The following is a 15,025-nucleotide window of genomic DNA, read 5'->3' as shown; positions in this document are numbered from 1 at the left end:
CGGTGGCGGACCACCGTCGCCCCGCAGGAGGCCCTCCTGGGGTGCGGGAGGTGCCGCCGATGCCGAGTAGCCGTACCGGCCGCCCCCCGGTCCAGCGGGCCGCGAGACGGCCGGCCGCGCCGCGCCCGCCGCGCGACAACCCCGTACGCCGCCTCTACGCCAACGCCCGCCGCGCCTGGGACCGGCCGCTGACGGCGTACTACCTGATCCTCGGCGGCAGCCTGCTGATCACCGTGCTCGGTCTCGTGATGGTGTACTCGGCCTCGCAGATCACCGCGCTGCAGCTGTCCCTGCCGGGGTCCTACTTCTTCCGCAAGCAGTTCCTCGCGGCCGTGATCGGGAGTGTGCTGCTCCTGATCGCCATGCGTATGCCGGTGAAGCTGCACCGGGCGCTGGCGTATCCGATGCTCCTGGGCTCGGTCTTCCTGATGGTGCTGGTGCAGGTGCCGGGGATAGGAGTGGCGGTGAACGGCAACCAGAACTGGATCTCGGTCGCCGGCCCCTTCCAGCTCCAGCCCAGCGAGTTCGGCAAGCTCGCGCTCGTCCTGTGGGGAGCCGATCTGCTCGCCCGCAAACAGGACAAGCGGCTGCTGACCCAGTGGAAGCACATGCTGGTGCCGCTCGTTCCGGTGGCCTTCATGCTGCTCGGGCTGATCATGCTCGGCGGCGACATGGGCACGGCGATCATCCTCACCGCGATCCTGTTCGGGCTGCTGTGGCTCGCGGGAGCGCCGACGCGGCTCTTCGCCGGCGTGCTCGCCGTCGCCGCGACGATCGGCGTGATCCTCATCAAGACCAGCCCGAACCGCATGGCACGGCTCTCCTGCATCGGCGCCACCGAACCCGGTCCCGGCGACAGCTGCTGGCAGGCCGTGCACGGCATCTACGCCCTGGCCTCCGGCGGTCTCTTCGGCTCCGGGCTCGGCGCGAGTGTGGAAAAATGGGGACAACTGCCCGAAGCCCACACCGACTTCATCTTCGCCATCACCGGTGAGGAACTGGGCTTGGCCGGGACGCTGTCGGTGCTCGCCCTCTTCGCGGCTCTAGGCTATGCGGGTATCCGCGTGGCCGGACGCACGGAGGACCCCTTCGTGAGGTATGCCGCGGGAGGCGTGACCACCTGGATCACGGCCCAGGCCGTGATCAACATGGGTGCGGTGCTCGGCCTGCTGCCGATCGCCGGTGTCCCGCTCCCGCTGTTCTCCTACGGGGGTTCCGCCCTGCTGCCGACCATGTTCGCCATCGGTCTGCTGATCGCCTTCGCACGGGAGGATCCCGCTGCACGGGCGGCGCTCGCGATGCGGCAGACCCGCTTTGACAGAAAGCGGGCTGCGGGGAGAGGCCCCGGGTCACAACGGGGTGCTCGGAAGTGGAACACGATGAGACGGCGTGCCTCGGCGGCGCGTTCGTCCGGAGAGCGGTGAATTTCGGTGCATGTCGTACTCGCCGGCGGGGGGACCGCCGGCCACATCGAGCCGGCGCTCGCCCTCGCGGACGCCCTGCGCAGGCAGGACCCGACCGTGGGAATCACGGCCCTGGGCACGGAGCGCGGACTCGAGACCCGTCTCGTACCCGAGCGGGGTTATGAACTCGCGCTGATTCCCGCCGTGCCGCTGCCCCGCAAGCCCACCCCGGAGCTGATCACCGTCCCCGGACGGCTGCGCGGCACCATCAAGGCGGCCGAGCAGATCCTGGAGCGCACCAAGGCGGACGCGGTCGTCGGCTTCGGCGGCTATGTGGCCCTGCCCGGGTACCTCGCGGCCAAGCGCCTCGGCGTCCCGATCGTCATCCACGAGGCCAACGCCCGGCCGGGCCTCGCCAACAAGATCGGTTCGCGGTACGCGGCCCAGGTCGCCGTCTCCACCCCGGACAGCAAGCTCCGCGGCGCCCGCTACATCGGCATCCCGCTGCGCCGCTCCATCTCGACGCTGGACCGGGCGGCCGTACGCCCCGAGGCGCGCGCCGCCTTCGGGCTCGACCCCGCCCTGCCGACCCTGCTGGTCTCGGGCGGCTCGCAGGGCGCCCGCCGCCTCAACGAGGTGATCCAGCAGGCCGCTCCGTACCTCCAGCAGGCCGGCATCCAGATCCTGCACGCGGTCGGCCCGAAGAACGAACTGCCGTACGTCCAGCAGATGCCGGGGATGCCCCCGTACATCCCGGTACCGTACGTGGACCGGATGGACCTCGCGTACGCCGCGGCCGACATGATGCTCTGCCGCGCGGGCGCGATGACCGTCGCCGAACTCTCCGCCGTCGGGCTGCCCGCCGTCTACGTCCCGCTGCCCATCGGCAACGGTGAACAGCGGCTGAACGCCCAGCCGGTGGTCAAGGCCGGCGGCGGACTGCTGATCGACGACGCGGAACTGACGCCCCAGTGGGTGCAGAGCAACGTCCTGCCCGTGCTGGCCGATCCGCACCGGCTGTTCGAGATGTCCCGCGCCGCCTCCGAGTTCGGCCGCAGGGACGCCGACGACCTGCTCGTCGGGATGGTGTACGAGGCGATCGCGTCACGCCGCTAGGGCGTGGCAGAAGGCAGGGGGAGCGTGGCCGGACCGACCGCCGCCGAACGCGGCGAACGGCAAGACCGACAGGATTCCGACTCCGGCCCGCCCCGGCCGCCCCGCTTCAAGCGGCTGCCCGCCCTCAAGCGGCTTCCCGCGCCTCGTACGCTCGTCATTCTGCTCGTCTGTGTGGTCATGCTCGGTGCGGGCGGCAGCTGGGTGCTCTACGGTTCGCAGTGGCTGCGCGTGGAGCGCGTTTCGGCGTCCGGGACGCGGGTTCTGACGGCCGAGCAGGTCCGGGAGGCGGCCGACGTTCCGGTCGGAGCGCCGTTGATTTCCGTCGACACCGATGTGATTGAGGCAAGACTGCGCCGGAAATTGCCCCGAATTGACTCGGTTGATGTCGTCCGTTCCTGGCCTCATGAAATCGGGCTGAAAGTGACCGAACGTACTCCGGTCCTCATTGTCGAAAAGGGTGGAAAGTTCACCGAAGTGGACGCCGGGGGCGTGCGATATGCCACGGTTTCGCAGGCCCCGAAGGGGGTGCCCGCACTGGAATTGGCTGTGGGCGAGTCCTCGGGGTCCCTGGGCCTGCGCCGCTTCGGCACCGGCCGGCTGGTGCGTGCGGCGGTTCGCGTCGCGGGTTCTCTTCCGGCCGTTGTCGCGCGCGACACCCAGGTCGTCAAGGTCCGTTCGTACGACTCCATCTCGCTGGAGCTGAGCGGGAACCGTACTGTCGCGTGGGGGAGCGGCGAGAAGGGCCGCGCCAAGGCCAGGACGCTGGCCGCTCTCATGAAAGCCGCTCCGGAGGCGCGGCACTTCGACGTCAGCGTTCCCACCGCCCCTGCGTCATCGGGGAGTTGACGCACATATGCGCAGGCCAGCACCCTGGTTGGGCAGCGCTACGGCTGATCACATAGGGTGAAAAGAAAAACGGGAGGTTCGGCGTGTTCGTTGAACGTGCGCCACTTGTCGACTTAGTGTCCTGTTCGGAAGAGTCCAAGGAACAGACACACTGGTAACCCTAAACTTCAGCGTTAGGGTTCGGGTCGGCGTTCGGACCGTCCCATTCGGCATCAGTCGTCGGATCGCGAGACAGCGAGGCGGCGACACGTAACTCGAGGCGAGAGGCCTTCGACGTGGCAGCACCGCAGAACTACCTCGCAGTCATCAAAGTCATCGGTGTCGGCGGCGGTGGTGTCAATGCCATCAACCGGATGATCGAGGTCGGTCTCAAGGGTGTCGAGTTCATCGCCATCAACACTGACGCCCAGGCGCTGTTGATGAGCGACGCCGACGTCAAGCTCGACGTCGGCCGGGAACTCACCCGCGGACTCGGCGCCGGAGCCAATCCGGCCGTCGGCCGCAAGGCCGCCGAAGACCACCGCGAGGAGATCGAGGAGGTCCTCAAGGGGGCCGACATGGTCTTCGTGACAGCCGGTGAAGGCGGTGGCACAGGCACCGGCGGCGCGCCCGTCGTGGCCAACATCGCCCGCTCGCTGGGCGCCCTCACCATCGGCGTGGTCACCCGCCCCTTCACCTTCGAGGGCCGGCGCCGCGCCAATCAGGCGGAGGACGGCATCGCCGAGCTCCGCGAAGAGGTCGACACCCTCATCGTCATCCCGAACGACCGGCTGCTGTCCATCTCGGACCGCCAGGTCAGCGTGCTTGACGCGTTCAAGTCCGCGGACCAGGTGCTGCTGTCCGGTGTTCAGGGCATCACCGATCTCATCACCACGCCCGGCCTGATCAACCTCGACTTCGCCGACGTCAAGTCCGTGATGTCCGAGGCGGGTTCGGCCCTCATGGGCATCGGCTCGGCCCGCGGCGACGACCGCGCGGTGGCGGCGGCGGAAATGGCGATCTCCTCGCCGCTTCTCGAAGCCTCCATCGACGGTGCTCGCGGTGTGCTGCTCTCCATCTCCGGCGGCTCCGACCTCGGCCTGTTCGAGATCAACGAGGCCGCCCAGCTGGTGAGCGAGGCCGCACACCCCGAGGCCAACATCATCTTCGGCGCGGTCATCGACGACGCGCTCGGCGACGAGGTACGGGTCACCGTCATCGCCGCCGGCTTCGACGGCGGTCAGCCGCCGTCCAAGCGGGACAACGTGCTCGGCTCGTCCTCCGCCAAGCGCGAGGAGCCCACGCCGGCACGTTCTTCCGACAGCCGCCCGTCCTTCGGCTCCCTCGGCAGCGTCACGCCGAAGGAGTCGCCGGAGCCCGCCCAGGAGCCCGTGAGCCACGACCTGCCCCCGGTCTCCCCGCCGGTCCCGCCGTCGCGGACCTACTCGGACAGCGCGGCCGAAGAGCTGGACGTGCCGGACTTCCTCAAGTGATAGGACAGCGCTCCGGAACGAGCACAGCGGGCGGCGCGCACTTCGCCTTCACCGACCGGTGGGGCGGGGTGAGCGCCGTTCCGCACGAGGAGCTCAATCTCGGCGGAGCGGTCGGCGACGACCCCGAAGCCGTACGCGCGAATCGTGAGCTGGCCGCCAGGTCCCTGGGCCTGGAGCCGGAGCGCGTGGTCTGGATGAACCAGGTGCACGGGGCCGAGGTCGCCGTGGTCGACGGACCGTGGGGAGATAGTCCGGTGCCGGAGGTCGACGCGGTCGTCACCGCACGGCGGGGACTCGCCCTCGCCGTGCTCTCCGCGGACTGCACGCCGGTCCTGCTCGCCGACCCCGTCGCCGGGATCGCGGCCGCCGCCCACGCGGGACGGCCCAGTATGGTCGCCGGGGTCGTGCCCGCCGCCGTCGCGGCCATGGTCGGACTCGGCGCCGAGCCGGCCCGGATCGTCGCCCGTACCGGCCCCGCCGTCTGCGGCCGCTGCTACGAAGTGCCGGACACGATGCGCGCCGAGGTCGCGGCCGTCGAGCCCGCGGCGTACGCCGAGACCAGTTGGGGCACGCCGGCGGTCGACGTGACCGCCGGGGTGCTCGCGCAGCTGGAAAGGCTCGGGGTGCGCGACCGGGAGCAGTCTCCGGTGTGCACGCTCGAGTCCAAGGACCACTTCTCGTACCGCCGCGACCGCACCACGGGTCGGCTGGCGGGCTATGTCTGGCTGGACTGATGGGGCATGACGGACCGTAAGGCTCAACTCGCCGGAAATCTGGCGCAAGTGGAAGAACGCATCGCGGCGGCGTGCACGGCCGCCGGGCGCAAACGTGAAGAGGTGACCCTGATCGTGGTCACCAAGACCTATCCCGCCGACGATGTGTGGATCCTGTCGGAACTCGGTGTGCGCCATGTCGCCGAGAACCGGGACCAGGACGCGGCGCCCAAGGCCGCGGCCTGCTCCGAGCTGCCCCTCTCGTGGCATTTCGTCGGCCAGCTGCAGACCAACAAGGTGCGCTCGGTGGTCGGTTACGCGGATGTCGTGCAGTCCGTCGACCGGGCCCGGCTCGTCTCGGCCCTGTCCAAGGAGGCGGTACGGGTGGAACGTGAGGTGAGCTGCCTCATCCAGGTCGCCCTCGACGCGGACGAGGGCGGGCGGGGCGAGCGGGGCGGTGTGGGGGCCGACGGCATCGCGGAGTTGGGCGAGCTCGTCGCGTCGGCACCGGGACTGCGGCTCGGCGGACTGATGACCGTCGCGCCGCTCACCGGACCGTACGCGGGGCGCCAACAGGCGGCGTTCGAGCGGCTGATGGATTTGTCGACTGACCTGCGCCGGGCCCATCCGGCTGCGAACATGGTCTCGGCAGGGATGAGTGCGGACCTCGAACAGGCCGTGGCGGCCGGAGCGACACATGTACGCGTCGGCACCGCGGTACTCGGCGTCCGCCCCGGGCTCGGGTAACGTCGCCAAGAAGTCGGACCACAGCAGAAAATATGGTCATTACCGCCGATAGGCGGGCGTACGACCTCGTGGATCGCGGGCACTTGGCAACTAGTCAGCCGATCCACCACAGAGCGGAGGACTCAGAGCAATGGCCGGCGCGATGCGCAAGATGGCGGTCTACCTCGGCCTCGTGGAGGACGATGGGTACGACGGCAGGGGTTTCGACCCCGACGACGACTTCGAGCCCGAGCTTGACCCGGAGCCCGAGCGGGACCGCCGACGGCACGAGCCGTCGCATCAGTCGCACCAGCCGCATCAGTCCCAAAGGGACGAATCGGTACGAGTGGTGCAGCCTCCGGTGCAGCGCGATCCCGTGTCGCATTCCGCTTCGCTGTCCGCGGAATCAGGACGTCCGGCGCGGATCGCGCCCGTGGCATCCATCACACAAGAACGTCAAAGCATGGAGAAGAACGCACCGGTGATCATGCCCAAGGTCGTGTCGGAACGAGAGCCGTACAGGATCACCACTCTGCACCCCCGGACCTACAACGAGGCCCGTACCATCGGGGAACACTTCCGTGAGGGCACCCCGGTGATCATGAATCTGACTGAGATGGATGACACAGACGCCAAGCGACTTGTCGACTTTGCGGCTGGTCTGGTGTTTGGTCTTCACGGCAGCATCGAGCGGGTGACGCAGAAGGTGTTCCTGTTGTCGCCTGCTAACGTCGATGTCACGGCGGAGGACAAGGCTCGCATCGCAGAGGGCGGGTTCTTCAACCAGAGCTGAGACGCAGGACCGGACAAGACACTGAAACAGGGGAGAGGGACGCACGGATCATGAGCGTGGTTGCGCAGGTTCTCTACGTCGCGCTGATGTGTTTCCTCATCGTGCTGATCTTCCGGTTGGTCATGGACTACGTCTTCCAGTTCGCCCGCTCATGGCAACCCGGCAAGGCCATGGTGGTCGTTCTTGAGGCCACCTACACTGTCACTGATCCACCGCTCAAGCTTCTGCGGCGGTTCATCCCGCCGCTGCGTCTCGGGGGCGTGGCGCTCGACCTGTCCTTCTTCGTACTGATGATCATCGTCTACATCCTGATCTCCGTTGTGAGCCGGCTGTGAACGATACGGTCTTGCCGAACGCCGACGATGCCGACGACTACGTTGAGGTGAAGAGATGCCGTTGACCCCCGAGGACGTGCGGAACAAGCAGTTCACGACCGTTCGCCTCCGAGAAGGCTATGACGAGGACGAGGTCGATGCCTTCCTCGATGAGGTCGAAGCCGAACTGACCCGCCTGCTCCGCGAGAACGAGGATCTGCGCGCCAAGCTGGCTGCCGCCACACGCGCCGCCGCGCAGAACCAACAGCAGGGCATGCGCAAGCCGCCCGAACAGCAGGATCAGCAGCAGCAACAGCAGCAGGGCCCGCCGCAGGGCATGCGCGGTCCCGGTGCTCCCGTACCCGCCGGCATATCGGGCCCGCCGCAGCAGCAGATGGGCGGCCCCATGGGCGGTCCGCCCCAGCTGCCCAGCGGTGCGCCGCAGTTGCCCGCGGGTCCCAGTTCCCAGGGCCAGCAGGGCCAGGGTGGCCCGATGCAGGGTCAGATGGGCCAGGGGCCCGGCCCGATGCAGGGTCAGATGGGCCAGGGGCCCGGCCCGATGCAGGGTCAGATGCAAGGGCAGATGCAGCAGCAGATGCCCCAGCAGATGGGCGGCCCGATGGGCGGTCCCATGGGTGGCCCGATGGGCGGTCACGGACCGCAGATGGGTCAGCCCGGCCAGGGCCCCGGCGGCGACAGCGCCGCTCGTGTGCTCTCGCTCGCCCAGCAGACCGCCGACCAGGCGATCGCCGAGGCCCGTTCCGAGGCCAACAAGATCGTCGGCGAGGCCCGCAGCCGCGCCGAGGGTCTGGAGCGCGACGCCCGTGCCAAGGCCGACGCTCTGGAGCGGGACGCGCAGGAGAAGCACCGCGTCGCGATGGGCTCCCTGGAGTCCGCCCGCGCCACGCTGGAGCGCAAGGTCGAGGACCTGCGCGGCTTCGAGCGCGAGTACCGCACGCGTCTGAAGTCCTACCTGGAGTCGCAGCTGCGTCAGTTGGAGACCCAGGCCGACGACTCGCTGGCCCCGCCGCGTACGCCGGCGACCGCCTCGCTGCCGTCGTCGTCGCCGTCCATGGCTCCGGCCGGGGCCGGTGCGCCGTCCTACGGTGGCCAGCAGATGGGCGGACCGGCTCCCGCCGCCCCGTCCTACGGCGGTCAGCAGCAGATGACGCCGGCCATGACCCAGCCGATGGCGCCGGTGCGGCCGCAGGGCCCGTCGCCCATGCAGCAGGCGCCCTCGCCGATGCGTGGCTTCCTGATCGACGAGGACGACAACTGACGGCCTCCGGTACGCCTTAGGCGTCGGCAGCGTTCAGGGCGGGGCCCCCGGTTCTCCGGGGGCCCCGCCCTTTTGCCGTACCGCCGCACGCCTGTACGCGGGCACGCAACGCCGAAGGCCCGGGCCCACCAAGATCCTTGGTGGGCCCGGGCCTTCGAGGTTGCCGCTACGCCTCCGCCGTGCCTCTGCTACGCCTTGCGGAGGCGGAACGTCAGCGACAGCGGCTCGTCCGTGAACGGATCCCCGTACGCGTCGTCCGCCGCACCCTGGCCGAAGTCCGTGGCGAGGACCTCGTCGGCGATCAGGGCGGAGTGCTCGGTGAGCGCCGCGGTGACCTTCAGGTCCGTGGAGGTCCAGCGCAGGGCGATCCGGTCGGCCACGTCGAGCCCGCTGTTCTTGCGGGCCTCCTGGATGAGGCGGATCGCGTCACGGGCGAGGCCCGCCTGGCGCAGCTCCTCCGTGAGCTCCAGGTCGAGGGCGACCGTCGCACCGGAGTCCGAGGCTACGGACCAGCCCTCGCGCGGGGTCTCTGTGATGATCACCTCGTCCGGAGCAAGGCTGACGGTCTCGCCGTCGACCTCCACCGACGCCGTGCCCGCGCGCAGGGCCAGGGACAGCGCGGCCGCGTCGGCCTCGGCGACGGCCTTGGCCACCGCCTGGACGCCCTTGCCGAACCGCTTGCCCAGCGCGCGGAAGTTCGCCTTCGCCGTGGTGTCGACCAGCGAACCGCCGACCTCGCTCAGGGACGCCAGCGAGGAGACGTTCAGCTCCTCCGTGATCTGCGCGTGCAGCTCGCGGTCCAGCGCCTCGAACCCGGTCGCGGCGACCAGCGCGCGGGACAGCGGCTGGCGCGTCTTCACACCCGACTCCGCGCGCGTGGCACGGCCCAGCTCCACGAGACGGCGTACGAGCACCATCTGCTTCGACAGCTCCGGGTCGATGACGGACAGGTCCGCCTCCGGCCAGGACGACAGGTGTACGGACTCGGGGGCGTCCGGAGTGACTGGCGTGATCAGGTCCTGCCAGACCCGCTCGGTGATGAACGGGGTCAGCGGGGCCATCAGCCGCGTGACGGTGTCGACGACCTCGTGGAGCGTGCGCAGCGCGGCCTTGTCGCCCTGCCAGAAGCGGCGACGCGAACGGCGTACGTACCAGTTGGACAGGTCGTCGACGAACGCCGACAGGAGCTTGCCCGCGCGCTGGGTGTCGTACGCCTCCAGAGCCTGCGTCACCTGGTCGGTGAGCGCGTGGAGTTCGGAGAGGAGCCAGCGGTCGAGGACCGGGCGGTCCGCCGGGGCCGGGTCGGCCTCGCTGGGCGCCCAGCCGGACGTGCGCGCGTACAGGGCCTGGAAGGCGACCGTGTTCCAGTACGTGAGGAGGGTCTTGCGCACCACCTCCTGGATCGTGCCGTGGCCGACGCGGCGGGCCGCCCAGGGGGAGCCGCCGGCCGCCATGAACCAGCGGACCGCGTCCGCCCCGTGCTGGTCCATCAGCGGGATCGGCTGCAGGATGTTGCCCAGGTGCTTGGACATCTTGCGGCCGTCCTCGGCGAGGATGTGGCCCAGGCACACGACGTTCTCGTACGACGACTTGTCGAAGACCAGCGTGCCGACCGCCATCATCGTGTAGAACCAGCCGCGGGTCTGGTCGATGGCCTCCGAGATGAACTGCGCCGGGTAGCGGCTCTCGAAGAGCTCCTTGTTCTTGTACGGGTAGCCCCACTGCGCGAACGGCATCGAACCCGAGTCGTACCAGGCGTCGATGACCTCCGGGACGCGGGTGGCCGTCCGGCCGCAGCCGTCCTGGGGGCAGGCGAACGTGACCTCGTCGATGAACGGGCGGTGCGGGTCCAGGTCCGACTGGTCGGTGCCGGTCAGCTCGGACAGCTCCGTGAGCGAGCCGACGCAGGTGAGGTGACCCTCGTCGCAGGTCCACAGGGGGAGCGGGGTGCCCCAGTAGCGGCTGCGGGAGAGCGCCCAGTCGATGTTGTTGTTCAGCCAGTCGCCGTAGCGGCCGCGCTTGACCGAGTCCGGGAACCAGTTGGTCTTCTCGTTCTCCTGGAGGAGGCGGTCCTTGACGGCCGTGGTGCGGATGTACCAGGACGGCTGCGCGTAGTAGAGGAGCGCGGTGTGGCAGCGCCAGCAGTGCGGGTAGCTGTGCTCGTACGGGGTGTGCTTGAAGAGCAGGCCGCGGTTCTGGAGGTCCTCGGTGAGCTTTTCGTCGGCCTTCTTGAAGAAGACACCGCCTACGAGCGGGACGTCCTCCTCGAAGGTGCCGTCGGGGCGGACGGGGTTCACGACCGGCAGGCCGTACGCGCGGCAGACCTTGAGGTCGTCCTCACCGAAAGCGGGGGACTGGTGGACCAGACCCGTACCGTCCTCGGTCGTCACGTAGTCGGCGTTCACCACGTAGTGGGTGGTCACGTCCGCCGGGAACTTCACGAGCTCGAACGGACGTTGATACGACCAGCGCTCCATCTCGGCGCCGGTGAAGGACTGGCCGGTGGTCTCCCAGCCCTCGCCGAGCGCCTTCTCGACGAGCGGCTCGGCGACTACCAGCTTCTCCTCACCGTTCGTCGCGACCACGTAGGTGACTCCGGCGTGTGCGGCGACCGCGGTGTTCGACACCAGGGTCCACGGGGTCGTCGTCCACACCAGGAGCGCGGCCTCGCCCGCGAGGGGACCGGAGGTGAGCGGGAAACGGACGTACACCGAGGGGTCGACGACCGTCTCGTAGCCCTGCGCCAGTTCGTGGTCGGACAGGCCCGTGCCGCAGCGGGGGCACCAGGGGGCGACGCGGTGGTCCTGGACCAGCAGGCCCTTGTTGAAGATCTCCTTGAGCGACCACCACACGGACTCGATGTACTCGGGGTCCATGGTGCGGTAGGGGTCTTTGAGGTCCGTCCAGTAACCCATGCGGGTCGTGAGCTCTTCGAAGGCGTCGGTGTGGCGGGTCACGGACTCGCGGCACCTGGCGTTGAACTCGGCGATGCCGTACGCCTCGATGTCCTTCTTGCCGGTGAAGCCGAGCTCCTTCTCGACCGCCAGCTCCACCGGGAGGCCGTGGCAGTCCCAGCCGGCCTTGCGGGCCACGTGGTAGCCGCGCATGGTGCGGAAGCGCGGGAAGACGTCCTTGAAGACGCGGGCCTCGATGTGGTGGGCGCCGGGCATGCCGTTGGCGGTGGGCGGGCCCTCGTAGAACACCCACTCGGGGCGGCCCTCGGACTGCTCCAGGCTCTTGGCGAAGATCTTCTGCTCGCGCCAGAAGTCAAGCACGGCGTGCTCGAGGGCGGACAGGTCGACCTGGGCGGGCACCTGGCGGTACTGCGGCTGTGTACTCGGCTGCGTGTTCAACGAGCTTCCTCCGGCGGACTTTCTGCCTTCCGTCCGGAGGGACGAGAGCCTGTGCTGCTACGTAGTAGCTGTCACGTACGCCGTGTGCGGCGCGCTCCCGCGGTACCACCCTCCTTGGCCCTCCGCCGCCTCGTACGCGCCGGTGAGCCCCCTCATTGGGGTCGCGATGCCGGGTCTACCGACCGCTGCCTTTCGTGCCTCTCGGCTGCGGCTTTCTTCCGGCGGCTCCGGGGTGATCTTCACGTCGCGCTGGCCCCCGGGCTCACACCGTCCCCGGGTCGCTCCTGGCTGCGTACGCCGCTACTCGTCCCCATCCACGCTTCTCGCTCCGCCCAGTGTACGGCGCCGGACCGACAGCGGCCGACCGGTTTTCCGGGGTCCGCGGGCGGGGGCCCGCGCGGGGTGGGGCAGGCGTGCGGACTGACCCGAATGCCGACGGGGCCGGGTCTGCGTCCTGGGACGGCCGGCTCGGCGGATTACCCGGCGGGGAGCTGGGCACAACGCTTGCAGACTCGCCGCGCGGTAGCCGCGGGGCGGGCGAATCGGGCGGCGTGCCCCGTTGCCGCGGGACTCAAGTCGATTTATCGTCCCAGCACGATTCGCGAGCAAGATCACAATATGTGAAGGGGCCGCGGCCATGGTGGCGAAAAAGACCGCCGTACAGCAGTCGGCGTCCGGCAGATCCATGGGGGCGGCTGATGGCGCCGGGGCGGCGGCCAAGGATGTGAGCGGCAAGAAGCGCACGTCGGGTGGGGCGGGGAAAGGGGCGAGGGATGCTGCGAAAGGTGCCGTCAAGGGGGCTGCGAGGGGTGCCGCGAAGGCGGTGAAGACGGTCCGGGGGAGTGCTGGGTCCACTGGCGCTACTGGGGCCGGGGCCGGGGCTCGGGTTGGCGTTGAGGCCGGTGGGGGCAGGAAGGCGGCGAGGCAGAAGGCTGGGGCCCCGAAGACGGCGGGGGCTCAGAAGAACGTGGGCGTCGAGGGGACCGGCGGCGCTGTGAAAGGGGCTGGTGCAGCGGAGACGGCTGCCGGTGTGAAGAGAGTTGGCGCCGGGCAGGGGGCTGGCGCTGTGAAGGCGGCTGACGCAGTGGAAACGGCTGCCGGTGTGAAGAAGGCGGCCACGAAGACTGTCGGCACGAGATCGGCGGGGTCGAAGGCGGCGGCGTCGAAGTCGGCCGGGTCGAAGGCGGCCGGCCTGAAGTCGACCGCGTCGAAGCCTGTCGTTTCGAAGAAGGCCGGTGCGGAGGCGAGCGCTACGAAGAGGGCCACGAAGGGGGCGGTCGCCCCGAAGAGGGCCACTACGGAAGCGGCTGTCGCGAAGAAGGACGCTTCGAAGGGGGCGGCCATGGAAACGGCTGTTACGAAGAGCGCCGATACGAAGGCGGCTCCTGTGAAGACGGCCGCTGCGAAGGCGACCTCTACGGAGAGGGCCGGTAGGAAGGCGGCCGCTGCGGAGAAGGCGGGCGTGGCGAAGGCGCCTCCTGTGAAGGTGGCGGCGGCGAAGGGGGGCTCTTCGGAGGGAGCGATGGCGAAGGCCACCGCTGCGGAGAGGGCTGGTAAGAAGGCGGCCGCTGCGGAGAAGGCGGGCGTGGCGAAGGCGCCTCCTGTGAAGGTGGCGGCGGCGAAGGCGGGCGTGGCGAAGGCGCCTCCTGTGAAGGTGGCGGCGGCGAAGGGGGGCTCTTCGGAAGGCGCGATGGCGAAGGTCACCGCTGCGGAGAGGGGCGGCACGGCTGGCGTCTCTGGGAAGAGGGGTGGCACGAAATCCGTCCCCACGGCGGAGGTGGGTGCGGTGGGCGCCCCCGCGAAGCGGGCCGGCACTGATTCCGTCCCTCCGAAGAAGGCGAGCACGACGAGCGCCTCCGCCAAGAAGGCCGACGTGAAATCCGCCCCTACGAAGAAGGCGGGCAGGGTGAGTGGCTCTTCGGTGGCCGCCTCCACAAAGAAGGCGGCCACAGCCAGCGCCTCTGCCGAGGCCGCTTCCACGAAGGCTGCCTCCACGAAGAAGGCGGCCGAGAAGAAGGCGAGTGGGACGAGCGGCTCTGTGAAGAAGGCCGGTGCGAAGACCGTCTCCGGGAAGAAGGCGGCTGCGGCGAGCGTCCCTGCCGAGCGAGTCGGTACGAAAGTCGGTTCTGCGGGAAAGGCTGCTCAGAAGGCTGCTGCCGCCGGGGTGGCTGGTGAAGTGGTTGACGAGAAGGCAGTGGGTGAGACGGCGGCCGGGGCGAAGGCCGGTGGTGCGGTCATGAGGGGCGGGGGCGGGAAGGCTGCCGGGAAGGGCGCTGAATCCGGGGCCGCCGCCGTGCAGGGCGTGGGTGAGGAGGGTGCCGCCGAGACGCGGGCCCCCGCGAGGGCCGTCTCCAAGCGGACGGCCAGGAAGAGCACACGTACGGCCAAGAAGGCGGCCGCTTCCGCGGCCGAGGATGCGGCCGAGGCCGCGAAGACGACGGGAGCCACGACGGTGGTTGCGAAGAAGACTCCTGGCACGGCCACGGCGGCGAAGAAGGCCACCGAGGTCCCCAAAGCGCGGATCGCCGCGGCGGAGCCCGGCGAGCTGGCGGTACGTCCCGGTGAGGCCCCCTGGACAACGGTCGAGGTCACGGAGGCGCGCGCGGAGCTGCTCTCCGAGGCGCTGCGGCTGCGCGCCGAGATCACCCACTCAGAAGAGTCCCTGGCGGGACTGATGCGCGACTCAGGGGACGGAGCCGGCGACGACCAGGCGGACACCGGCACGAAGAACATCACACGCGAGCACGAGATGGCGCTCGCGGCCAACGCCCGGGAGATGCTGGAGCAGACCGAGCGCGCCCTCGACCGGCTGGACACGGGCACGTACGGGCTCTGCGAGAACTGCGGCAACGCCATCGGGAAGGCCCGTATGCAGGCCTTCCCGCGCGCCACCCTGTGCGTCGAGTGCAAGCAGAAGCAGGAGCGCCGCTACTGATCGGTCCGGTGCGCCTCCTGAGCACCTGTGCGCGGGAGGCGGTGCCGTACTCTCGTCCTCAGTCAGGCACCTAGG

General features: G+C 69.6%; 11 protein-coding genes. 10 read left to right on the top strand and 1 reads right to left on the bottom strand.

The window, feature by feature from the left end; all coding sequences use genetic code 11:
• The first annotated feature begins 59 nt into the window (after nt 1-59).
• The 9 genes from ftsW (at nt 60) to AB0I18_RS29690 (ending at nt 8,662) form a co-directional block, all read left to right on the top strand.
• Nucleotides 60-1,424 carry a putative lipid II flippase FtsW gene (gene ftsW, locus AB0I18_RS29730; RefSeq protein ID WP_363108692.1) on the top strand — a complete coding sequence of 455 codons (1,365 nt, stop codon included), beginning with the start codon at nt 60-62 and terminating at the stop codon, nt 1,422-1,424.
• 6 nt (nt 1,425-1,430) lie between these two features.
• Nucleotides 1,431-2,519: an undecaprenyldiphospho-muramoylpentapeptide beta-N-acetylglucosaminyltransferase gene (gene murG / locus AB0I18_RS29725; RefSeq protein ID WP_363108691.1), complete on the top strand. Its 1,089-nt coding sequence runs from the start codon at nt 1,431-1,433 to the stop codon at nt 2,517-2,519.
• A gap of 24 nt (nt 2,520-2,543) precedes the next feature.
• Complete coding sequence (locus AB0I18_RS29720) at nt 2,544-3,365, top strand: FtsQ-type POTRA domain-containing protein (protein WP_363108690.1); 822 nt, start codon at nt 2,544-2,546, stop codon at nt 3,363-3,365.
• Nucleotides 3,366-3,640: 275 nt separating this feature from the next.
• Complete coding sequence (gene ftsZ / locus AB0I18_RS29715; RefSeq protein WP_363108689.1) at nt 3,641-4,837, top strand: cell division protein FtsZ; 1,197 nt, start codon at nt 3,641-3,643, stop codon at nt 4,835-4,837.
• Nucleotides 4,834-5,571, top strand: coding sequence for a peptidoglycan editing factor PgeF (pgeF, locus tag AB0I18_RS29710; RefSeq protein ID WP_363108688.1), 738 nt, complete (start codon nt 4,834-4,836; stop codon nt 5,569-5,571). The genes ftsZ and pgeF overlap by 4 nt, the downstream gene beginning before the upstream one ends.
• Nucleotides 5,572-5,577: 6 nt before the next feature.
• Nucleotides 5,578-6,297: a YggS family pyridoxal phosphate-dependent enzyme gene (locus AB0I18_RS29705; RefSeq protein WP_363108687.1), complete on the top strand. Its 720-nt coding sequence runs from the start codon at nt 5,578-5,580 to the stop codon at nt 6,295-6,297.
• A 130-nt stretch (nt 6,298-6,427) separates the two neighbouring features.
• The gene (sepF, locus tag AB0I18_RS29700; RefSeq protein ID WP_363108686.1) at nt 6,428-7,069 is read left to right on the top strand and encodes a cell division protein SepF; all 642 of its coding nucleotides are present in this window, start codon (nt 6,428-6,430) and stop codon (nt 7,067-7,069) included.
• A gap of 50 nt (nt 7,070-7,119) precedes the next feature.
• Complete coding sequence (locus tag AB0I18_RS29695) at nt 7,120-7,404, top strand: YggT family protein (protein ID WP_055612103.1); 285 nt, start codon at nt 7,120-7,122, stop codon at nt 7,402-7,404.
• 55 nt (nt 7,405-7,459) lie between these two features.
• The gene (locus AB0I18_RS29690; protein WP_363108685.1) at nt 7,460-8,662 is read left to right on the top strand and encodes a DivIVA domain-containing protein; all 1,203 of its coding nucleotides are present in this window, start codon (nt 7,460-7,462) and stop codon (nt 8,660-8,662) included.
• Nucleotides 8,663-8,850: 188 nt separating this feature from the next.
• Here AB0I18_RS29690 and ileS read toward each other — a convergent pair whose 3' ends face one another.
• Nucleotides 8,851-12,015: an isoleucine--tRNA ligase gene (gene ileS, locus AB0I18_RS29685; protein WP_363108684.1), complete on the bottom strand. Its 3,165-nt coding sequence runs from the start codon at nt 12,013-12,015 to the stop codon at nt 8,851-8,853.
• Nucleotides 12,016-12,652: 637 nt separating this feature from the next.
• Here ileS and AB0I18_RS29680 point away from each other — a divergent pair.
• Nucleotides 12,653-14,950: a TraR/DksA C4-type zinc finger protein gene (locus AB0I18_RS29680; protein ID WP_363108683.1), complete on the top strand. Its 2,298-nt coding sequence runs from the start codon at nt 12,653-12,655 to the stop codon at nt 14,948-14,950.
• Nucleotides 14,951-15,025: the final 75 nt, after the last annotated feature.

The organism is Streptomyces sp. NPDC050704 (assembly GCF_040654355.1).
GTDB lineage: Bacteria > Actinomycetota > Actinomycetes > Streptomycetales > Streptomycetaceae > Streptomyces.
Note: the sequence above shows the minus strand (reverse complement) of the source record. Positions and strands in the feature narration are given on the sequence as shown.

Bases quoted from the DNA above. Each gene is read 5' to 3' on its own strand.
- ftsW (WP_363108692.1), top strand. From the start codon at position 60: ATGCCGAGTAGCCGTACCGGCCGCCCCCCGGTCCAGCGGGCCGCGAGA.
- AB0I18_RS29705 (WP_363108687.1), top strand. From the start codon at position 5,578: ATGACGGACCGTAAGGCTCAACTCGCCGGAAATCTGGCGCAAGTGGAA.
- sepF (WP_363108686.1), top strand. From the start codon at position 6,428: ATGGCCGGCGCGATGCGCAAGATGGCGGTCTACCTCGGCCTCGTGGAG.
- AB0I18_RS29695 (WP_055612103.1), top strand. From the start codon at position 7,120: ATGAGCGTGGTTGCGCAGGTTCTCTACGTCGCGCTGATGTGTTTCCTC.
- AB0I18_RS29690 (WP_363108685.1), top strand. From the start codon at position 7,460: ATGCCGTTGACCCCCGAGGACGTGCGGAACAAGCAGTTCACGACCGTT.
- AB0I18_RS29680 (WP_363108683.1), top strand. From the start codon at position 12,653: ATGGTGGCGAAAAAGACCGCCGTACAGCAGTCGGCGTCCGGCAGATCC.